Raw genomic sequence first — 17690 nt, forward strand, 5'->3', positions numbered from 1 at the left:
CTATCCCGCGGCCTGCAGCCGCTCCTCCTGTTGCTGGGCGAGGGAGACGAGTTGCGGCACATCCAGGATCAGCGCGACGGCGCCGTCGCCCAGGATAGTCGCGCCGGAGAAGGACGCCGCGCTCCGGTGGAAGGCGGACATCGACTTGATGACCGTCTGATGGTTGCCGATGATCTGATCCACCACCAGGCCGACCCGTTCGGCGCCGGTCGAGACGACGATGATCTTCTGATAGGGATCGGGTTTCGTCCCGCTGGTAAACAGCTCGCGCAGGCGCAGGAACGGCACCAGCGCGCCGCGCAGCGAGATCAGGCTGCGTCCGCGATGGCGCATATCGTCTTCCAGCGAAAGCTCGATGCACTCTTCCACACTGGACAGCGGAATGACGTAGGGCTGCTCGCCCACACGCACGAGCAGGCCTTCGATGATCGCCAGCGTCAGGGGAATGCGCAGCGCGATGGTCGATCCTTCGCCCGGTTCGCTGGTCACCTCGATGGTGCCGCGCAGGCTTTCGATCGTGCGCTTGACCACGTCCATACCCACGCCGCGGCCCGATAGATTGCTGATGGTTGCGGCGGTGGAAAAGCCGGGATGGAAGATGAGCTGGAACAGTTCCTGGTCGCTCAGTACCTGATCGGGCTTGATCAGACCGTTCTCTTCGGCCTTGGCGCGCACGCGGTCCCGGTTGATCCCGCGGCCGTTGTCGCGAATGGTGATGACCACCTCGCCGCCCGCCTGATGCGCGGATAGGGTGACATTGCCCGATTCCGGCTTACCCGCGGCAACGCGTTCCTCGGGCGTTTCCAGCCCGTGATCGCAGGAATTACGGACAAGATGGACGATCGGATCGAACAATCGCTCGATCACCGTCTTATCGACTTCGGTGCCTTCGCCCTCGGTCGTCAGCGCGATGGCCTTGCCGGTCTCCTCGGACAGATCGTGGATCAGGCGGCGAAACCGGCCGAACAGAGATGATACGGGAACCATGCGCATCACCATCATGGTGTCGCGCAGTTCACCCGAAAGCCGTTCGATCTCCTCCGAGACGGACCGCAAAGCGAGATCGATATTGCCGTGGGCGATCTGCGAAAGACGGCTCTGGGCGATGACCAGCTGGCCCACCCGGTCCATCAATTCGTCGAGCCGCTCCGCGGGCACGCGCAGCGTATCGCCGGCGGTCTTGCCGCCTTGTGCCTTGCCGTCCGCCGCGGACGCAATGCCTGCAGCTGCTTTTTCTTGTGTGGGCGTCGCCGCTGCCTCGCGCGAAGGCGGAGCGGGCGTGCCCTCGGTTTCGCCGGGCGCATCGGCCAGCGGCTCTATCGATAGCTCCATGTCGTCCATCACAAAGATGAACACATCTTCGATATCGTCCCGGTCGATCGCGCCTTTCAACGTGACATCCCAGCCCAAATGGCATTCGCGCGGGGCAAGATCGGCCCATGCAGGAATCTGATCGGTGAGGAGGGCAATCTCGCATTCCCCCAGCTCGCGCAGTTCGTCGAGCAGGAAGAGCGGATTGGTGCCGTTCGCCATGCAATCGGCAGGCAGACGAAAGCGAACGCGCCAGCCTTCGGCCGCCTCGCCTTCCGCCGGCGCGGAGGCGGGCGGTGTCTGGCCAGAAGCCGCTGCAACGGCTTCGCTCAACTTGCCAAGGATCAACGCCTGTTTTTCTTCGTCCACGTCTCCATTGACCAGCGCCCGCATGCGATCCTGCGCGCTCAGCACGATGGAGATTAGTTCCGGCGTCGTCGCAACCGCGCCTTTGCGGACCTGATCGAACGCGCTCTCGCAGTGATGCGTAAAGCCCGCCAGATCGTCAAAGCCGAACATCGCGCCCGATCCCTTGAGCGTGTGCAGCCCGCGGAACACCGCGTTGACAAGGTCCTTGTCGCCAGGGTTCTCGGCCAGATCCAGCAGTGCCTGCTCGACTTCGTTCAGAACGTCGGCCGCTTCGATCCGGAAGGTTTCGGTCGGATCGGAATGGTCCTGACCGCTCACCGGCCGAGCACTTTGCGTGCAACCTTGGTCAGCTGCTCAGGCACGAAGGGCTTCACCAGCCAGCCGGTCGCGCCCGCCGCCTTGGCCTGCGCCTTCATATCGGCATCGGATTCCGTGGTGAGGAAGATGATCGGCACACCGGCCTGCGCGGGCTGCTTGCGCAACTCGCGGATCATGGAGAGCCCGTCCATCTTCGGCATGTTGAGATCGGTCACGATCATGTCGAATTTGTTCGCATTGGCTGCGGCAAGGCCTTCTTCGCCGTCACCGGCCTCCGTTACAGTGTAACCAGCACCGGTCAGCGCGATGCGGATCGCCATGCGGATGGAGGGGGAATCATCCACCGTCAGAATGGAAGCGGTCATTGGCTGAGTTCTCCGTGAAACCAGAATGCGTGATCTTCGGCATCCGCATGGGTGAGCCGCCCCGAACGTTGGAGCAGATCAGCCAGCGGGCCGGTTGCGGGATGGGAAAGATGTATTGGCTTGCCGCGGCCTGACGCATCGATCCGCGCCGCTTCGACAAGTTGCAGGAAGCTGAGATCGACGGTCTGCAGTTCGCCAATATCGACGCGCACCTCGCCTTCGTCGGCAAGAGCGTGATCGATGGCGGCGCGCCACTCTTCGATATTGGTGATGGTTGCGTATTCGAGCGCAACGGACGTACGACTGGTACTGACTTCGGATGAGATCAAGATGCCGCCCCCTGGATACAGCGATTTGATCGTAAGTGGCACGCGGTGGTTAACGCAGCGTAAAGCATGGGAAGCACTGTTATCAGTCGCCGAAATAAGTGGTGAGTAATGCGGGGTTCAGGACTTTTCAGGGCAAAGTCGGACTACGCCGTTTTGTCTACGGCATGACTGGTGCAAGCGTGTCAGCGCGAATCAACTTCCAGTTTTGCTTGGTCCGATTCGGTACGATCATCGGTCCGCTTCGGTGCCGATTGCACGGTAGGGGTTAGGGATCTGTTCAGCACGGCGCGGCATGACGCTCATGTATGAGCAAACATTTCCGCGTGATCGATGGCGGCTATCGCAAAGCGCCGCGCAGTTACCGGCCGGGCCGTGGTGCGCGGGCCGATCGCCGTACATCTTTCGATCGCTGGCTGATGGCCGCGCCCGTGCTGCTGTTCGCGGCCATTCTCTGGGGGCCGGAGTGGCTTGCCGGAGAAGGGATCGCAGTGCCGGGCCTGTCAGCGGCACCGTCCGGACCTGGCGAGCGGCTGGCCTTCTCAAAATGCCACCGCGGCGGCGGTATCAACTGTGTCGTCGATGGCGACACCATCTGGATGCATGGCGAGAAGATCCGGCTGCTGGACATCGACACGCCCGAAACCCACCCGCCCCGCTGCGCGCGCGAGGCGGAACTGGGCGCCGCGGCGACGAACCGCCTCTACGCGCTGCTGAACGGCGGCGCCGTGAGCATCGCGCGCGACGGCACAGACCGCTACGGCCGCACCCTCGCCCGTGTTTACGTCGATGGCGCCCCGGTGGGCGATCGCCTGATCGCCGAGGGGCTGGCGCGGCCCTATGGGAATGGGCGCAGGCCCTGGTGCTGAGCGGTTTTGCCGCTGCGGGTGCATGCTGTGCAACTCATCTCGACGCATTTCATGCTGCACCGCAGCAAATGCTTCCTATATGATAGAGCCGCCCGCCTTAAAGGTTTGAGCTCATGCGTAACACCAATCTGCCGAACGGTTTGCCTGCCGGTATTTCCGATGCCCTTACGGAGGCGTTTGCCGGAATGCGGGGCGGCCCGCAGCCCGCCGCCGGGCGGCTGGAGCCTTTCGACGACTTCGCGTCCAATCCCGGCGCGCTTTCGGCCTATCGCTACATCCCGACCGAACTGGCGCCCGGCGCGCCGCTGGTGGTGGTGCTGCACGGCTGCACGCAGAACGCGCAGGGTTTCGATCTCGGCAGCGGATGGTCCCATCTGGCGGACCGCTACGGCTTTGCGTTGCTGGTTCCGGAGCAGACGCGCGGCAACAACCCCAATCTCTGCTTCAACTGGTTTCAGCCCAAGGACACCGCGCGGGGGGAAGGCGAAGCGGCCTCGATCGCATCCATGATCGAGGCGATGGTTACGCGCCACGGGCTCGATCCCGCCCGCGTGCACATCACCGGCCTTTCGGCGGGCGGCGCAATGACCGCATCCATGCTCGCCGCCTATCCGGATCTGTTCGCGAGCGGCGCGATTATCGCCGGGCTTCCCCACGGCATCGCCCGCAATGTGCCGCAGGCGCTGGACGCGATGGCCGGGCGCAGCTCCGCCGATGACGATACGCTGGGCGATCATGTCCGCGCCGCATCGGAGCACCAAGGCCCCTGGCCGCGCGTATCCGTGTGGCAGGGCGATGCCGATCACACCGTGGTGGCGGCCAATGGCGATGCGGTGGCCGCGCAATGGCGTAGCGTTCACGGGCTGGACGGACCGCCGGATGTGGCGGAGCGCATCGGCCCCCACCGCCGCAGCGCGTGGACCGATGCCCAGGGGCGCGAACTGGTCGAACTCTACGCAATTTCCGGCATGGGCCACGGCGTACCCCTGCGCCCCGGCATAGGTGACGGAGAGGCCGGAACGGCAGGCGCACATATGCTGGACGTGGGGCTGGACTCCACCGGCCGCATCGCCGCCTTCTTCGGCCTGACGAATGCTGAAGCGGCTAAGGCGCGCACCGCTAAACCCGAAAAGCCCTCAACCCCGCATAAGCCCGCACCCCGCAAGGCCACCGCCCAAGTCGTACCGCTGGTCCGCAAAGCCAAGCCGAAACCGCAGCCTCAGCCCGAAACGACGGGTGTACAGGCGGTCATCGAAAAGGCGCTTAAAGCGGCTGGGTTGATGTAGCAATTGTCACTTTTGCCGGGCAATCGCGAGATCGCCAGACGCTGCAACGAACAAAGCCCGCTTCGGGAATCGATATGGGCTGGTACGATTCACAACTGCCTGGTACGAGATACGAGCGTTGTAAGTGGATCGGGAAAAGGGCTCCAAGCGCAAGGTCTGTTTGGTAGTGCTCGACCTGCTTCTGCTCGCCTTAGCCGGCACTGGACGCCCGATGAGAGACGGTACATCTTGCCTTCTTTGGACCAGACTTTCTTAATCGCTGGTTGCATCACCTTCTTCAGTAGCTAGCATCTTAATCTCAAACGTCATCTTTTTGTCGGATTGTTCCATAAGTTGGAATAGCCGTAAAAGTTTTCCTTGTATATCTCCGCCCCCTGCATAATTGTCCAACCGCTGGCGAAGGTAAAACAGAAAAGACGGCTCAACTATATATAGAACACGCTCATCATCATGCCAATCCAAGAGGCGCATTTTGCTTCTCTCTTGAAAATTCCCCAATGCCTTCAGAGCAGAGGTGACAGAGGCATTGGGGATATTTTCGTCATCGTCACTAAGCTTATGAACTCTTTCTATGAGCTCATGATACTTCAGCGAAAACTGAAGGGGCTCAAGGGCGAATGACGCAAGAATCTTTTCATAAGTTGCATGCTTTCTTTGACTTTTACGGGGCCCAGTTATTAGCTGCTCGTAATCGCCCTTATGATTTGCATATAGATTGTCAGCGACAAAGGTTTGAGCCTTTTCCAAGGCGTCGAATTGGACGCTCGCACTTCGCTTTAATGAACCTGGAGACATGTCATGATTATTTGCGATTTCCTGACACAATTGCTGGGCAATGATAGGGAGGCCAACAGACTCTTTGGCAATTCTGTCCCTTATGGCGGCGGATGTTCTAATTCCCAGCACTTTAAAGCCCATCTCTGGTATTTTGGCCAAGTCTGCCTCTGACCATTGACCCACGTCTATAAAGCGGGTTCGTCCAGATAGATCGGGATTCGCTCGAGCGATATCTATGGCGTGGTGAGTAGTGCTGACAACCAGTACCGAAACTCCCTCGTCAACAAACGCCTTCCACTGCTGAAATATTTCCTTCTTTGTCTCTTCCTCTAGGTAATGAAAGTCTTCAACAATCAATTGTAAAGGTAGGTCTTTCAGGAGGGGTATCAGGTGTTTCGCACTTAGAGATGCTTTAACTACCTCCTTCTTTATTGCATACTCGCCTGAAGCTGAAACATCAAAGCCGATTGTTGCCATGGCTTTTGCGACCCATGACCAACCTGCTTCTCCTTTGAACCCAATTTTTGTACTAGTTGCTAAGCCCCATTTTTCGGCTGACTCAGCTAGGCGCTCAAAATTCAGCGTTTCCAAAGCACTCGCCCAGAATTCGCTGGCTGTAAGTTTTCCGGAGCATCGTATGATGAGTTCCTGTCGCCGAAGCATGGGGAGTACGCTTTTGTACAGCGATGTCTTACCAGTCTTTGATGGACCAGTTACCAAGCAAATCTGGCCTGGATTTCTTAGCCCGCTTTCGAGTCGCCGCTCATTTTGACCCTCTTCGCGTTCTACGTAGGTGTACGTAGGCCTGCCAACTGCAGGGAAGACAGTCTCAGGAGAAGGTCTTTTTTCAAACATAGGAAGTCTTTCGTTAGATCCTATTGGCATGGATTTATCGTAAACATTTGCTAAGTGTTACCGGCAATTTCCGAGAACGTCTCTTTCTACAAAAGCGCTTCTGCCCACCTTGTTAGGCAATGTCTACAGGCAGTATGTCCGCTGATAACTAGGCAACTGTTCTGGCCTTTCTTCGACAACTATATTCATGCTCAAGTATACCAAACCTAAGTATATAAAAGCACGCGGAAGGCCTTCGCTCTGTTCGGGCCGAAAAAAACTAGGGCCATTAAAACCGACCGTAACCGACTGTAGTAAAACGCGAATGCTATGGTTTTCCGACATCTCCGCTGCCGGCTTACTACCCACTCTTGATCGCGGTGATGAAGACGTTGTCTACTCCGCCGCAACCCCCGCCTGCGCGAACATGTCCTCGCCTTCGTCCGCGACGATGTCTTCATTCGCGACCTTCTTCTTGCGCCGGTCAAAACTGTCCCAAACCTCGTTCCAGTTACCGCGCGTTGCCGCTTTGGAATATTCGGTGGCGCGGGTTTCGAAGAAGTTGGCGTGCTCCACGCCGTTCAGCAGCGGGGCGAGCCAGGGGAGGGGGTGTTCGTCGATCATGTAGACCGGCTTCAGGCCCAGCTGGCCCAGGCGCCAGTCGGCGATGTAGCGGATGTATTTCTTGATCTCGGTCGCCGTCATGCCGGGCACGGGGCCCATTTCGAAGGCGAGATCGATGAACGCGTCTTCCAGCCGCACGGTCTTCTGGCAGGCATCGGTGATGTCTTCCTTCACCGCCTTGGTGAGGCAGTCCCGCTCCGCGCAGAAGGCGTGGAACAGCTTGGTGATGCCTTCGCAGTGCAGGCTTTCGTCGCGCACGGACCAGGACACGATCTGGCCCATGCCCTTCATCTTGTTGAAGCGCGGGAAGTTCATCAGCATCGCGAAGCTGGCGAACAGCTGCAGCCCTTCGGTGAAGCCGCCGAACATGGCGAGCGTGCGGGCGATATCCTCGTCTGAATCCACGCCGAACTGCTGCAGATAGTCATGCTTGTCGCGCATCTCCTGATATTCCAGGAACATGCCATATTCGCTTTCGGGCATGCCGATGGTGTCGAGCAGGTGCGAATATGCGGCAATGTGCACCGTCTCCATGTTGGAGAAGGCGGTGAGCATCATCTTCACCTCGGTGGGCTTGAACACGCGGCCATATTTGTCGTGATAGCAATCCTGCACCTCGACATCGGCCTGGGTGAAGAAGCGGAAAATTTGCGTCAGCAGGTTGCGCTCATGATCGGACAGCTTCTGCGCCCAATCGCGGCAATCCTCGCCCAGCGGCACCTCTTCGGGCATCCAGTGGATCTGCTGCTGGCGTTTCCAGAAGTCATAGGCCCAAGGGTATTGGAAGGGCTTGTAGGTCTTGCGGGCTTCGGTGAGGGACATGGCGGTTTGCCTCCTTATGGCGGGCTAAAAAGTAATGGCGAGTATGATGAAAAGGACGCCGAGGGCGGCGATGACGAGACCGGCGGTGCGGACCACGCGGGGCGGGCTCTCACCCGCCTTGCGTTGGCTATAATAGCCGGTGCCGATCAGGATCGCGCCGATCAGCAGCACTAGGCCGGGGATGAAGAACAGCCAGTTCACAGGCCGGCCCTTCGCGCGGTGTGCGTCAGACGATATGATAGCGGAACAGCATGACGATGAGCGAGACCATCGCGCCGATCAGCAGCAGGCCTGACGTGGCGAACATGGCGGCGCGCTTCTGCCCATCGTCCACATTGCGTGCGAAGGTGGAAAGAGCGGCGGCGCCGATGAACACCGCGATGATCAGGATGATGAGCGTCATGACCCTCCCTTAGCACAATGCGGCTGTACGCGCGCTGACCTGCGGCGAACGATATGCGGACAGCGGTGGAAAGCGCGGAGGCCGCGGAACGATCGGGCGCCCCCGTGCATTGAACCTTTGAGAGACCGGCGGAAAAGACCGGCATAAAATCAAGCAGTTCGCAGGAAGGAACAGGTTTATGTTCGATAAGTTTCGGATCAAGGAACATATGGAAGTGGTCGGGAAGAACGGCCAGCATGTCGGCACCATCGACGAGAAGGAAGGCGATCGCATCAAGCTCACCAAGAGCGACAGTGACGACAACCGCCACCACTTCATCGACGAGGACATGGTCGACCGCGTGGAAGATAACCGCGTCTATCTGAAGGTCGATCAGCCGACCGCTGAAGACGTCAAAGTCTAAGCGTACCGAACAAGAGTTTCGCGCCCGGGCGACCGGGCGTGCAAAAGCGGCCCCGGAAAGCCTCGTGCTTTTCGGGGCCGACCTTTGTGGAGAAGGCACGCGGCGCATCACCCCTCTCCTTTAGGGAGAGGGAGGGGCCCGCCGGGCGCAGCCCGGTGGGAGGGTGAGGGGGCGATGTCTCGAGAAGCGATGGCGGACTTTTCACACTCACCCTTCCACGCTTTTGGCGCTTCCTCCCTCTCCCGCAGTGAGAGGGATAGTCGTGATAGTACCCCTTCGAGATTCTGGAGGACATCGTTGTTCCAGAAGCGGATGATGCGGTAGCCTTCGCTTTCGAGAAAGCGCGTGCGGACGGCGTCGGCCTCCACGCTATGCTGACCGCCGTCGATTTCGACGATCAGCTTTTCCCCAAAGCAGAGGAAATCGGCATAATAGGGTCCGATCGGCACCTGTCGCCGCCATTTATGCTGCGGGAATGCGCTACGCATGGCCCGCCACATCGCCTTTTCGGCATCGGTCGAAGCGCGGCGCAGTGTGCGGGCGCGGTCGACCGTTCCGGCTGGCTGGTTTTCATAGACGCGCATCGCCCTCACCTTTCCGCGCGGGCTTCGCCGCGCTCCCTTCCTCTCCCGCGGGGAGAGGAAAAGATCAGCGAAATTCTCTTACTGGCAGGCCAGGCATTCGTCGTAATCGGTGGTGCCGGCGGTGGTCATCAGCTCGACCTTCTTGGGATCGAGCGTGTTGTCCGCCTCCACGCCGCCGCGCACGTCCTCGGGCTCCTTGCTGCCCGCAAACCCGGCGCGCTGGACGCTCTTGGAACGCAGATAATAAAGCGATTTCACGCCCAGCTCCCAGGCGCGGAAGTGGAGCATCAGCAGATCCCATTTTTCCACGTCGGCCGGGATGAACAGGTTCAGCGACTGCGCCTGATCGATATAGGGCGCGCGGTCCGCAGCCAGTTCCAGCAGCCAGCGCTGATCGATCTCGAAGCTGGTCTTGAAGCTGTCCTTTTCTTCCGGCGTCAGGAAGTCGAGATGCTGGACGCTGCCGCCCTTCTCCAGGATCGAGTTCCAGACATTGTTGCTGTCCTTGCTCTTCTCGCGCAGCAGCGCCTCGAGATGCGGGTTCTTCACGACGAAGCTGCCCGACAGCGTCTTGTGCGTGTAGATATTGGCCGGGATCGGCTCGATGCAGGCGCTGGTGCCGCCGCAGATGATCGAGATCGACGCGGTCGGCGCGATCGCCATCTTGCAGGAAAAGCGCTCCATCACGCCCATATCCTCGGCATCGGGGCACGGGCCGCGTTCCTTCGCCAGCATCATCGATGCGGTGTCCACCTGCGCGCGGACATGCTTGAAGATCTTGAGGTTCCAGCTCTTTGCGAGCGCGCTCTCGAAGCCGAGGCCGCGTGCCTGCAGGAAGCTATGATAGCCCATCACGCCTAGGCCCACGGAACGCTCGCGCGCCGCGCTATATTTGGCGCGTGCCATTTCGTCGGGCGCCCGCTCGATGAAATCGGTCAGGACATTGTCGAGGAAACGCATCACGTCCTCGATGAACATCTTGTCGGTGCTCCACTCGTCCCATTTTTCGAGGTTGAGCGAGGACAGGCAGCAGACCGCGGTGCGATCATTGCCCAGATGATCGGTGCCCGTGGGCAGCGTGATTTCGCTGCACAGATTGGACGTGGAAACCTTCAGGCCCAGATCGCGATGATGCTTGGGCATGCTGTTGTTCACCGTGTCGGAGAACACGATATAGGGCTCACCCGTGGCTAGGCGGGTTTCGACCAGCTTCTGGAACAGCGCGCGTGCATTCACTGTCGCCCGCACGCTGCCGTCCTTGGGCGATTTGAGATCGAAATCGTCGCCGGCGCGCACCGCCTCCATGAACTCGTCCGATATCAGCACGCCATGGTGCAGGTTCAGCGCCTTGCGGTTGAAGTCTCCGCTGGGTTTGCGGATTTCGAGGAATTCCTCGATTTCCGGGTGCGAGATGTCGAGATAGCAGGCGGCCGAACCGCGGCGCAGCGAGCCTTGGCTGATGGCGAGGGTGAGCGAATCCATCACCCGCACGAAGGGGATGATGCCGCTGGTCTTGCCGTTGAGGCCGACGGGCTCACCGATGCCGCGCACGCTGCCCCAATAGGTGCCGATGCCGCCGCCGCGGCTCGCCAGCCAGACATTCTCGTTCCATGTGTTGACGATGCCTTCCAGCGAATCGTCCACCGAGTTCAGATAGCAGCTGATCGGAAGGCCGCGGCCGGTGCCGCCGTTGGACAGTACGGGCGTTGCCGGCATGAACCAGAGCTTGGAAATGGCATCATAGAGACGCTGCGCATGCTCCTGATCGTCCGCATAGGCGGATGCGACGCGGGCGAAGAGATCCTGATAACCCTCGCCGGGCAGCAGATAACGGTCTTCCAGCGTTTCCTTGCCGAAATCGGTGAGGAGCGCATCGCGCGAGGGATCGGTGACGACATCGAACCGGCGCGCGTCGATCGATTTGCTGCCGCCCGCACCGGCCGTGGCGGTTTCGGCTTCCTGATCCACCGTGGCCCGCTCTTCCATGACGCTCGCCTCGTTCATCGCTTCCGTTTCCCTGAAATCCACCGCACTCAACTCCCGATATCCCAACCCAATGTTCTTGTCATGTTCGACTCGGCCGGAAGCTTCCAGCCTATCAGATTATGACCGTCCGGGGGGCCGCGCTCCGGCTTATCCCCAGCTTTGTTTTTCTCCCTCCGGGAGGCGCAGAATTCGGGCGCAAACAGTCAGACCGGAGGTCGCCCCTCCCGCCGGGATTTACAAGCCCTAGTTGTGCCCCCTCAGACCAACCACTATCCATTGTGCCAAAGCCGGCAGCCGACGCAAGGGGGTTAATCAACGGTTCACCGCGTCGAGCCCTGCGACGAACGGTTTTGCGACGCCATGTTGCACACGCGACGCGTGGACCGAGCGTGGTTTTGGAAGCGCGCAAGAGTGAATGCGGGCAGGCGAAAAAATATTCTCCGACAGACACAGCGTGGAGGGCGGGATAACACGAAGTCCGAGCCAGCCCGACTTGCGCCTGGCTAATGCGGCGAAGTTTCCCAAACCGGGGGGGGGGGGGGCGGAATGAGCTTACAGCGGCGCCTTGTGATTGCGCCCGGAGCTATAAAAATCTGGCCCTCAGCAGAATTAGGCCTACTGCGGCCATTCGCTATTTATCGAAAAGAATCCTCGATAGCGCGATGAATATCAGCAAGCAGCCGAGAACCCGCGTCTGCCAATAGCCGCGGGGTTGGTAGGTTTCCAACGCCCGCCGCTCTTCAAAAAATGCTTCGTCTGCGCCGTTTCTGAGCTCTTTGAGCCGTCTGGAGTGTCGCTGCCGCGGCTTTCCGTCGAGCACTTGGGGGAATGCGAGGAGCAGGAGCCCGACGGCCAGCAGAATCAGCTCAAAAATCATGAGTGCTCGTACCAGTTCGAACCGTGAGAGCAACGACCGAAAACCGATCCGATTTCCATCATTCTCATCGGTATGCGCCACCCCCCCCAACCGACCAAGCGTATCTGCGACCGCCCGCAAAGAGTATCGACTGATATCGTAGCAGCTCGCCTTTGCGAGGCACGATAGGGTTGGCGAGCGGCGGCCATCCTTTCCCCCGGCGCCCCGCGCCCCTATATCGGCCCGCGTGCCACCCGAGGTTCATCATTCCGGCGCGGAGCCGGCCATCCTTCCCACGCTGAAGCGCTTCCTGCCTTATCTCTGGCCGAAGGATTCGCCGGGCCTTCGCGGGCGGCTGGCGCTGTCCGGCCTGCTCGTGCTGCTTGCCAAGGGCGGGGCGCTGCTCGTCCCCTTCGCCTATAAGGCGGTGGTGGACCGGATGTCCGGCGATACGCCGGGCGCGCTGGGAATCATCCTCCTTCTTGTGGGCGCCTATATCCTGGCGCGCTTTGCTGGCGTCGCGTTCGATTCGCTGCGGCGCGTGGCATTCGAGCGGGTGGGGCAGACGGCCACCCATCGCCTGGCCAGCCGCACCTTCGAACATCTCCACAAGCTCTCGCTGCGCTATCATCTCTCCCGCCGCACGGGCGAGGTGACCAAGGTGGTGGAGCGCGGCACCAAGACCATCGATACGATGATCTATTTCCTGCTGTTCAACATCGCGCCCACGGTGGTCGAGCTCGTGGTGGTGCTGGTGGTGTTCTACATGAAGCTGGGGATCGGCTCGGTCCTCGCCACCGTCTTCATGGTGTGGCTCTACATCTTCTTCACGCGCAAGGTGACGGACTGGCGCAACCATCTGCGGCAGGAGATGAACGACCTCGATACCCGCGCGATCGGGCGCAGCGTGGATTCGCTCTTGAATTACGAGACGGTAAAATATTTCGGCGCCGAGGACCGTGAGACCGCGCGGTACAGCCATGCGGTGCAGACCTATGCGCGCGCGGCCGAAAAATCGGAAAATTCGCTCGGCTTCCTCAATATCGGCCAGGCCTTCATCACCAATGCGATGATGCTTGGCGCCATGCTCTACACGGTGTGGCTCTGGGACAGCGGCGATCTGACGGTGGGCGACCTTGTGCTGGTGAACGGCCTGCTGATGCAGCTTTTCCGTCCGCTCGATCTCCTGGGCATGGTCTATCGCATGATCCGGCAGGGGCTAATCGATATGGCCGCGATGTTCGATCTGATGGATACCGAGCCGGAGATCGTCGATGCGCCGGGCGCGCTGCCGCTGGAGGTCGATCATGGCCACGTCGAATTTCAGGACGTGCGCTTTGCCTATCATGAGGATCGCACCATCCTGCACGGGATCAGCTTCGCCGTGCCTGCGGGCCACACGTTGGCGCTGGTGGGGCCGTCGGGGGCGGGCAAGTCCACCATCGGGCGGCTATTGTTCCGCTTCTACGATCCGCAAGGCGGGCGCATCCTGATCGACGGGCAGGACATCGCGCAGGTGCAGCAGGCAAGCCTGCGCGATCAGATCGGCATCGTGCCGCAGGACACCGTGCTGTTCAACGATACGATCGGCTACAACATCGCCTATGGCAAACATGGCGCGACCGGGGACGAGGTGGAAGAGGCCGCGCGCGGCGCCGCCATCGACGGCTTCATCGCGCAGCTGCCGCAGGGTTACGACACGCAGGTGGGCGAGCGGGGCCTGAAGCTTTCGGGCGGGGAGAAGCAGCGCGTGGCGATTGCCCGCACGCTCCTGAAAAACCCGCCGATCCTGATCCTGGACGAAGCGACCAGCGCGCTCGACAGCCGCACCGAGGATGCGATCCAGGAGACGCTGGACCGGATCGCGCGGCGGCGCACCACGCTGATCGTGGCGCATCGCCTGTCGACCGTGACGCATGCGGATGAGATCATCGTGCTCGATCACGGCCGCATCGCGGAACGGGGCAACCATGCCGCGCTGTTGGCGCAGGACGGGCTCTATGCCGAAATGTGGCGCCGGCAGGCCGAAGAGCGCGAGACGCAGCAGGCGGCGGAGTAAGTCTGCGGCAAATCCCTGAGGTTTTTCCCGCGTCCGGCACCTTCAGCCTGTAGTCAGCCGCGCGGTGCTACCCATATAGGCATCAGGCGGTCTGCGCGGCCGGTTCTCGGCTCTTCCGTGATCCGCCCAAGACAGAAAGGCCACCCATGCTTTCCCGTAAACTCCTCTTCCGAACCCTCCTTGCCAGCTCGGGCCTCGCGCTCGCGGGCACTGCCATGCCGGCTATGGCAGATGCGCCGCCGGCCAAGCCTGCCAAATCCGCGCCTGCAGCGGCGGCGAACCCCTTTGCCAAGCCCAGCCCGCTGCCCTTCCAGGCGCCCGATTTCAGCGCGATCAAAGACAGCGACTATGCGCCCGCCTTCCAGATGGGCATGGCGCAGCATCTGGCCGAAGTGAACCGGATCGCAAACAGCAAAGCCACGCCGACTTTCGACAACACCATCGTCGCTATGGAAAAGTCCGGCCGCATGCTGGACCGCGTGAGCCAGGTGTTCTTCGCGGTCAGCCAAGCGAACAGCAATCCGGCGCTGCAGGCGGTGGAGACCGAGATCGCTCCGAAGCTCGCCGCGCATAGCGATGCGATCTATCTGAACAAAAAGCTGTTCGACCGGGTCGAGACGCTGTGGAACGCGCGCGACACGCTGGGCCTCGATCCCGAGCAGGCGCAGCTCCTGAAAGTCTATCATCAGAACTTCATCCAGGCCGGTGCGCAGCTAAACCCCGCGGATCAGGCCAAGCTGAAGGAGATCAACAAGGAGCTCTCCACGCTTTCCACCCAGTTTTCGCAGGATCTGCTCGCAGCCACCGCGGACGGCGCGCTGGTGGTCGATGACAAGGCGAAGCTGGCGGGGCTTAGCGATGCGGAGATCCAGAACGCTGCCGATGCCGCGGCGGAGCGCGGGATGCAGGGCAAATATTTGCTGGGCCTGCACAACACGACGCAGCAACCGCTGCTGCAGGACCTTAACGACCGCGCCACGCGCGAAGCGCTGTTCAACGCCAGCTGGACCCGCGCCGAAAAGGGCGGAAAGAACGACACGCGCGCCAGCATCGCCACCATCGCCAAGCTGCGCGCGGACAAGGCCAAGCTGCTCGGTTATGACAGCTATTCCGCCTATGTGCTGAGCGACCAGATGGCCGAAACGCCCGAGGCGGTCGCCGATTTCATGGCCAAGCTGGTTCCCGCCACCGCCGCGCAGGAACGGCGCGAGGCTGCGGTATTGCAGCAGCAGATCCAGGCCGACGGCGGCGATTTTCAGCTGAAGCCCTGGGATTGGGACAAATATTCCGAGGAAGTGCGCAAGGCCAAATATGATCTCGATGAGGCGCAGGTGAAGCCCTATTTCGAGATCAACAGGGTGCTGGAAGACGGCGTGTTCTACGCCGCGAACCAGCTTTACGGGCTGACGTTCAAGGAGCGCACCGATCTGCCGGTCTATCAGCCGGACGTGAAGGTCTACACCGTCTACGACAAGGACGGCTCGGAACTCGGCCTCATGTATTTCGATTACTGGAAGCGCGACAACAAGGCGGGCGGCGCCTGGATGTCGAACTTCGTCGGCCAGTCCAAGCTGCTCGGCACCAAGCCGGTGATCTACAATGTCGCCAATTTCCAGAAGCCCGCGCCGGGCGAGCCTGCGCTGATCAGCTTCGACGACGTCACTACCATGTTCCACGAATTCGGCCACGCGCTGCACGGCCTGTTCGCGGATCAGACCTATCCCACGCTGTCGGGCACCAATGTGGCGCGCGATTTCGTGGAATTCCCGTCGCAGTTCAACGAGCATTGGGCGCTCGATCCGAAAGTGCTCTCGCATTACGCGGTGAATTACAAAACGGGTGAGGCGATGCCGCCCGAACTGGTCGCCAAGATCAAGAAGGCGGCGACGTTCAATCAGGGCTATTCGCTGGGCGAGGTGCTGGCCGCCGCGCAGCTTGATCTGAAATGGCATGCGCTGCCCGCCAGCGCGCCGAAGCAGAATGTCGATGCGTTCGAGGCGAAGACCCTGGCCGATATGGGGTTGGACACGGCGGACGTGCCGCCGCGCTATCGCTCCAGCTATTTCCGCCACATCTGGGCGAACGGCTATGCCTCCGGCTATTACGCCTATCTCTGGACCGAGATGCTCGACGACGACGCCTATAGCTGGTTCATGAACCATGGCGGGCTGACGGCGGAAAACGGCCAGCGATTCCGCGACCTGATCCTGTCCAAGGGCCACACCATGGACTACGGTCCCATGTTCCGCGCCTTCTACGGCAAGGATCCGGAGATCGGCCCGATGCTGGAATCGCGCGGCCTGACCACCGCTGCCATGGGTGACGGCACCGCCCCGCCCACCGCCGACGGCCCTGCACAGGCACCGACGAGTGACGCGGGTCAGACTGCGGGCTGATTGAAGAAATACGTCATTGCGAGGCCGTAGGCCGAAGCAATCCAGGGCAATTGCAGCGCTGCATTCGCCTTTGATTGCCGCGTCGCCTTCGGCTCCTCGCAATCACGACTTGCTATGGCGCGCACCGGCGCTTGGTCCCCCTGCTCCTTCGGAGCGGGGGGGCTAATGTTCGTAGATCATCTTCACGGTCATGCCGCCGTCGACCGCGAAATGCTGGCCGGTGACGAAACCGGATTGCTCACCAGACAGATAATCGACCGCCGCGGCGATATCTTCCGGTTTGCCGATGCGGCCCACCGGATGCTGCTGCCGGTCGACATCGCGATGCTCGGGATTTTCGTTCCGCTCGCTCGCTTTCTGCCATGGGCCGGTCTCGATCCAGCCGGGCAGGACGGCGTTGACGCGCACGTCCGGCCCCAGGCTGATCGCAAGCGCATGGGTGAGCGCCAGCAGACCGCCCTTGGCCGAGGCATAGGGTTCGCTGTTCGGTTCGCTCATCACCGCGCGGGTGGAGGCGATGTTCACGATCGCACCCTTGCGGCGCTTCAGACCCGGCACGAAGGCGCGCGCGCACAGAAAGGCGCTGGTGAGGCTGGCATCGATCCACGCCTGCCAATCGGCAAAGGATAGCTCCTCGATCGGCCCGGCATAGGGTGTTGCGATCCCCGCATTGTTGACGAGCAGATCGATGCCCGCAGGCTCACCCTCCTGCCAGTCGGCAATATCCTCGAACGCGCGGCCGACCGCATCTTCCTTGCCGACATCGCAGGCGATCGCGAGCAGTGGCTTGCCCGGATAGGCGCCGCGCAGATCCTCGATGGCTTCGGCGTCCTTATCCAGCGCGACGGCGCGCCAGCCCTTTTCAAGGAAATGATGAATGATAGCGCGCCCGATACCCTGCGCGCCCCCGGTGACGATGGCGATCTTGGTCATAGGGCGGAGAACGCGCCCCTTGCAGGATGGTTCAGTGCGCCGGTTTCACCGTCATTGCGAGGCCGGAGGCCGAGGCCGAAGGCGACCGCAGGTCAACCAATCCAGGGCGATCGCAGTGTTATATCCGCCCCGGATTGCCGTCTCGCCTGACGGCCCCTCGCAATAAAGG

The 17690-nt window shown here is 61.1% G+C and carries 16 protein-coding genes; 5 read left to right on the forward strand and 11 right to left on the reverse strand.

What is annotated here, in order from left to right; genetic code table 11:
- Genes I6A82_RS03285 through I6A82_RS03295 form a run of 3 tightly spaced genes read right to left on the reverse strand, consistent with a single transcriptional unit; the run spans position 1 to position 2692 of the window.
- Positions 1-1998 carry a chemotaxis protein CheA gene (locus tag I6A82_RS03285; RefSeq protein WP_198093716.1) on the reverse strand — a complete coding sequence of 666 codons (1998 nt, stop codon included), beginning with the start codon at positions 1996-1998 and terminating at the stop codon, positions 1-3.
- Positions 1995-2363, reverse strand: coding sequence for a response regulator (locus tag I6A82_RS03290; RefSeq protein WP_187335042.1), 369 nt, complete (start codon positions 2361-2363; stop codon positions 1995-1997). Before I6A82_RS03290 ends, I6A82_RS03285 begins: the two co-directional genes overlap by 4 nt.
- Positions 2360-2692, reverse strand: a complete 333-nt coding sequence (locus tag I6A82_RS03295) for an STAS domain-containing protein (RefSeq protein WP_198093717.1) — start codon at positions 2690-2692, stop codon at positions 2360-2362. Before I6A82_RS03295 ends, I6A82_RS03290 begins: the two co-directional genes overlap by 4 nt.
- 305 nt (positions 2693-2997) lie before the next feature.
- Between I6A82_RS03295 and I6A82_RS03300 the strand changes: the two genes are divergently transcribed.
- On the forward strand, positions 2998-3558 hold the full coding sequence (locus I6A82_RS03300; protein WP_232343257.1) for a thermonuclease family protein: 561 nt from the start codon (positions 2998-3000) through the stop codon (positions 3556-3558).
- Positions 3559-3671: 113 nt separating this feature from the next.
- Positions 3672-4844, forward strand: a complete 1173-nt coding sequence (locus tag I6A82_RS03305; RefSeq protein ID WP_198093718.1) for an extracellular catalytic domain type 1 short-chain-length polyhydroxyalkanoate depolymerase — start codon at positions 3672-3674, stop codon at positions 4842-4844.
- A 252-nt stretch (positions 4845-5096) separates the two neighbouring features.
- Here the strand turns inward: I6A82_RS03305 and I6A82_RS03310 are convergent, their stop codons facing one another.
- From I6A82_RS03310 to I6A82_RS03325, 4 genes are all read right to left on the reverse strand, one after another.
- A complete protein-coding gene (locus I6A82_RS03310) occupies positions 5097-6476 on the reverse strand; it encodes a hypothetical protein (protein ID WP_198093719.1) in 1380 nt (459 codons plus the stop codon).
- Between the two features lie 375 nt (positions 6477-6851).
- Positions 6852-7901 carry a ribonucleotide-diphosphate reductase subunit beta gene (locus tag I6A82_RS03315; RefSeq protein WP_198093720.1) on the reverse strand — a complete coding sequence of 350 codons (1050 nt, stop codon included), beginning with the start codon at positions 7899-7901 and terminating at the stop codon, positions 6852-6854.
- Positions 7902-7925: 24 nt separating this feature from the next.
- Positions 7926-8102, reverse strand: a complete 177-nt coding sequence (locus tag I6A82_RS03320) for a hypothetical protein (RefSeq protein WP_187335048.1) — start codon at positions 8100-8102, stop codon at positions 7926-7928.
- A gap of 25 nt (positions 8103-8127) precedes the next feature.
- A complete protein-coding gene (locus I6A82_RS03325) occupies positions 8128-8304 on the reverse strand; it encodes a hypothetical protein (RefSeq protein ID WP_187335049.1) in 177 nt (58 codons plus the stop codon).
- 178 nt (positions 8305-8482) lie between these two features.
- Between I6A82_RS03325 and I6A82_RS03330 the strand changes: the two genes are divergently transcribed.
- Positions 8483-8707, forward strand: coding sequence for a DUF2171 domain-containing protein (locus I6A82_RS03330; RefSeq protein ID WP_198093721.1), 225 nt, complete (start codon positions 8483-8485; stop codon positions 8705-8707).
- Positions 8708-8814: 107 nt separating this feature from the next.
- Here I6A82_RS03330 and I6A82_RS03335 read toward each other — a convergent pair whose 3' ends face one another.
- The 3 genes from I6A82_RS03335 to I6A82_RS03345 all read right to left on the reverse strand — a co-directional run bounded on the left by I6A82_RS03335 (position 8815) and on the right by I6A82_RS03345 (position 12154).
- Entirely contained in the window at positions 8815-9291 is a 477-nt protein-coding gene (locus I6A82_RS03335) for an endonuclease domain-containing protein (RefSeq protein WP_198093722.1), read from the reverse strand.
- Positions 9292-9369: 78 nt separating this feature from the next.
- Complete coding sequence (locus tag I6A82_RS03340; protein ID WP_198095471.1) at positions 9370-11277, reverse strand: ribonucleoside-diphosphate reductase subunit alpha; 1908 nt, start codon at positions 11275-11277, stop codon at positions 9370-9372.
- A 631-nt stretch (positions 11278-11908) separates the two neighbouring features.
- On the reverse strand, positions 11909-12154 hold the full coding sequence (locus tag I6A82_RS03345; RefSeq protein ID WP_198093723.1) for a hypothetical protein: 246 nt from the start codon (positions 12152-12154) through the stop codon (positions 11909-11911).
- A 226-nt stretch (positions 12155-12380) separates the two neighbouring features.
- On the opposite strand from I6A82_RS03345, the gene I6A82_RS03350 reads away from it, so the two are divergent.
- Positions 12381-14192 carry an ABCB family ABC transporter ATP-binding protein/permease gene (locus I6A82_RS03350; RefSeq protein WP_332310926.1) on the forward strand — a complete coding sequence of 604 codons (1812 nt, stop codon included), beginning with the start codon at positions 12381-12383 and terminating at the stop codon, positions 14190-14192.
- A gap of 146 nt (positions 14193-14338) precedes the next feature.
- Positions 14339-16588: a M3 family metallopeptidase gene (locus tag I6A82_RS03355; protein WP_232343258.1), complete on the forward strand. Its 2250-nt coding sequence runs from the start codon at positions 14339-14341 to the stop codon at positions 16586-16588.
- A gap of 162 nt (positions 16589-16750) precedes the next feature.
- Here the strand turns inward: I6A82_RS03355 and I6A82_RS03360 are convergent, their stop codons facing one another.
- A complete protein-coding gene (locus tag I6A82_RS03360; RefSeq protein ID WP_198093724.1) occupies positions 16751-17521 on the reverse strand; it encodes an SDR family NAD(P)-dependent oxidoreductase in 771 nt (256 codons plus the stop codon).
- Positions 17522-17690: the final 169 nt, after the last annotated feature.

Origin of the sequence: Novosphingopyxis sp. YJ-S2-01 (genome assembly GCF_016093175.1) — a bacterium.
Taxonomy (GTDB): domain Bacteria; phylum Pseudomonadota; class Alphaproteobacteria; order Sphingomonadales; family Sphingomonadaceae; genus Novosphingopyxis; species Novosphingopyxis iocasae.

Coding starts and splice junctions, on each gene's coding strand:
- I6A82_RS03305 (WP_198093718.1), top strand. CDS start 3,672: ATGCGTAACACCAATCTGCCGAACGGTTTGCCTGCCGGTATTTCCGAT.
- I6A82_RS03345 (WP_198093723.1), bottom strand. CDS start 12,154: ATGATTTTTGAGCTGATTCTGCTGGCCGTCGGGCTCCTGCTCCTCGCA.
- I6A82_RS03325 (WP_187335049.1), bottom strand. CDS start 8,304: ATGACGCTCATCATCCTGATCATCGCGGTGTTCATCGGCGCCGCCGCT.
- I6A82_RS03300 (WP_232343257.1), top strand. CDS start 2,998: ATGAGCAAACATTTCCGCGTGATCGATGGCGGCTATCGCAAAGCGCCG.
- I6A82_RS03330 (WP_198093721.1), top strand. CDS start 8,483: ATGTTCGATAAGTTTCGGATCAAGGAACATATGGAAGTGGTCGGGAAG.
- I6A82_RS03340 (WP_198095471.1), bottom strand. CDS start 11,277: ATGGAAGAGCGGGCCACGGTGGATCAGGAAGCCGAAACCGCCACGGCC.
- I6A82_RS03360 (WP_198093724.1), bottom strand. CDS start 17,521: ATGACCAAGATCGCCATCGTCACCGGGGGCGCGCAGGGTATCGGGCGC.
- I6A82_RS03335 (WP_198093722.1), bottom strand. CDS start 9,291: ATGCGCGTCTATGAAAACCAGCCAGCCGGAACGGTCGACCGCGCCCGC.
- I6A82_RS03315 (WP_198093720.1), bottom strand. CDS start 7,901: ATGTCCCTCACCGAAGCCCGCAAGACCTACAAGCCCTTCCAATACCCT.
- I6A82_RS03355 (WP_232343258.1), top strand. CDS start 14,339: ATGCTTTCCCGTAAACTCCTCTTCCGAACCCTCCTTGCCAGCTCGGGC.
- I6A82_RS03310 (WP_198093719.1), bottom strand. CDS start 6,476: ATGTTTGAAAAAAGACCTTCTCCTGAGACTGTCTTCCCTGCAGTTGGC.
- I6A82_RS03290 (WP_187335042.1), bottom strand. CDS start 2,363: ATGACCGCTTCCATTCTGACGGTGGATGATTCCCCCTCCATCCGCATG.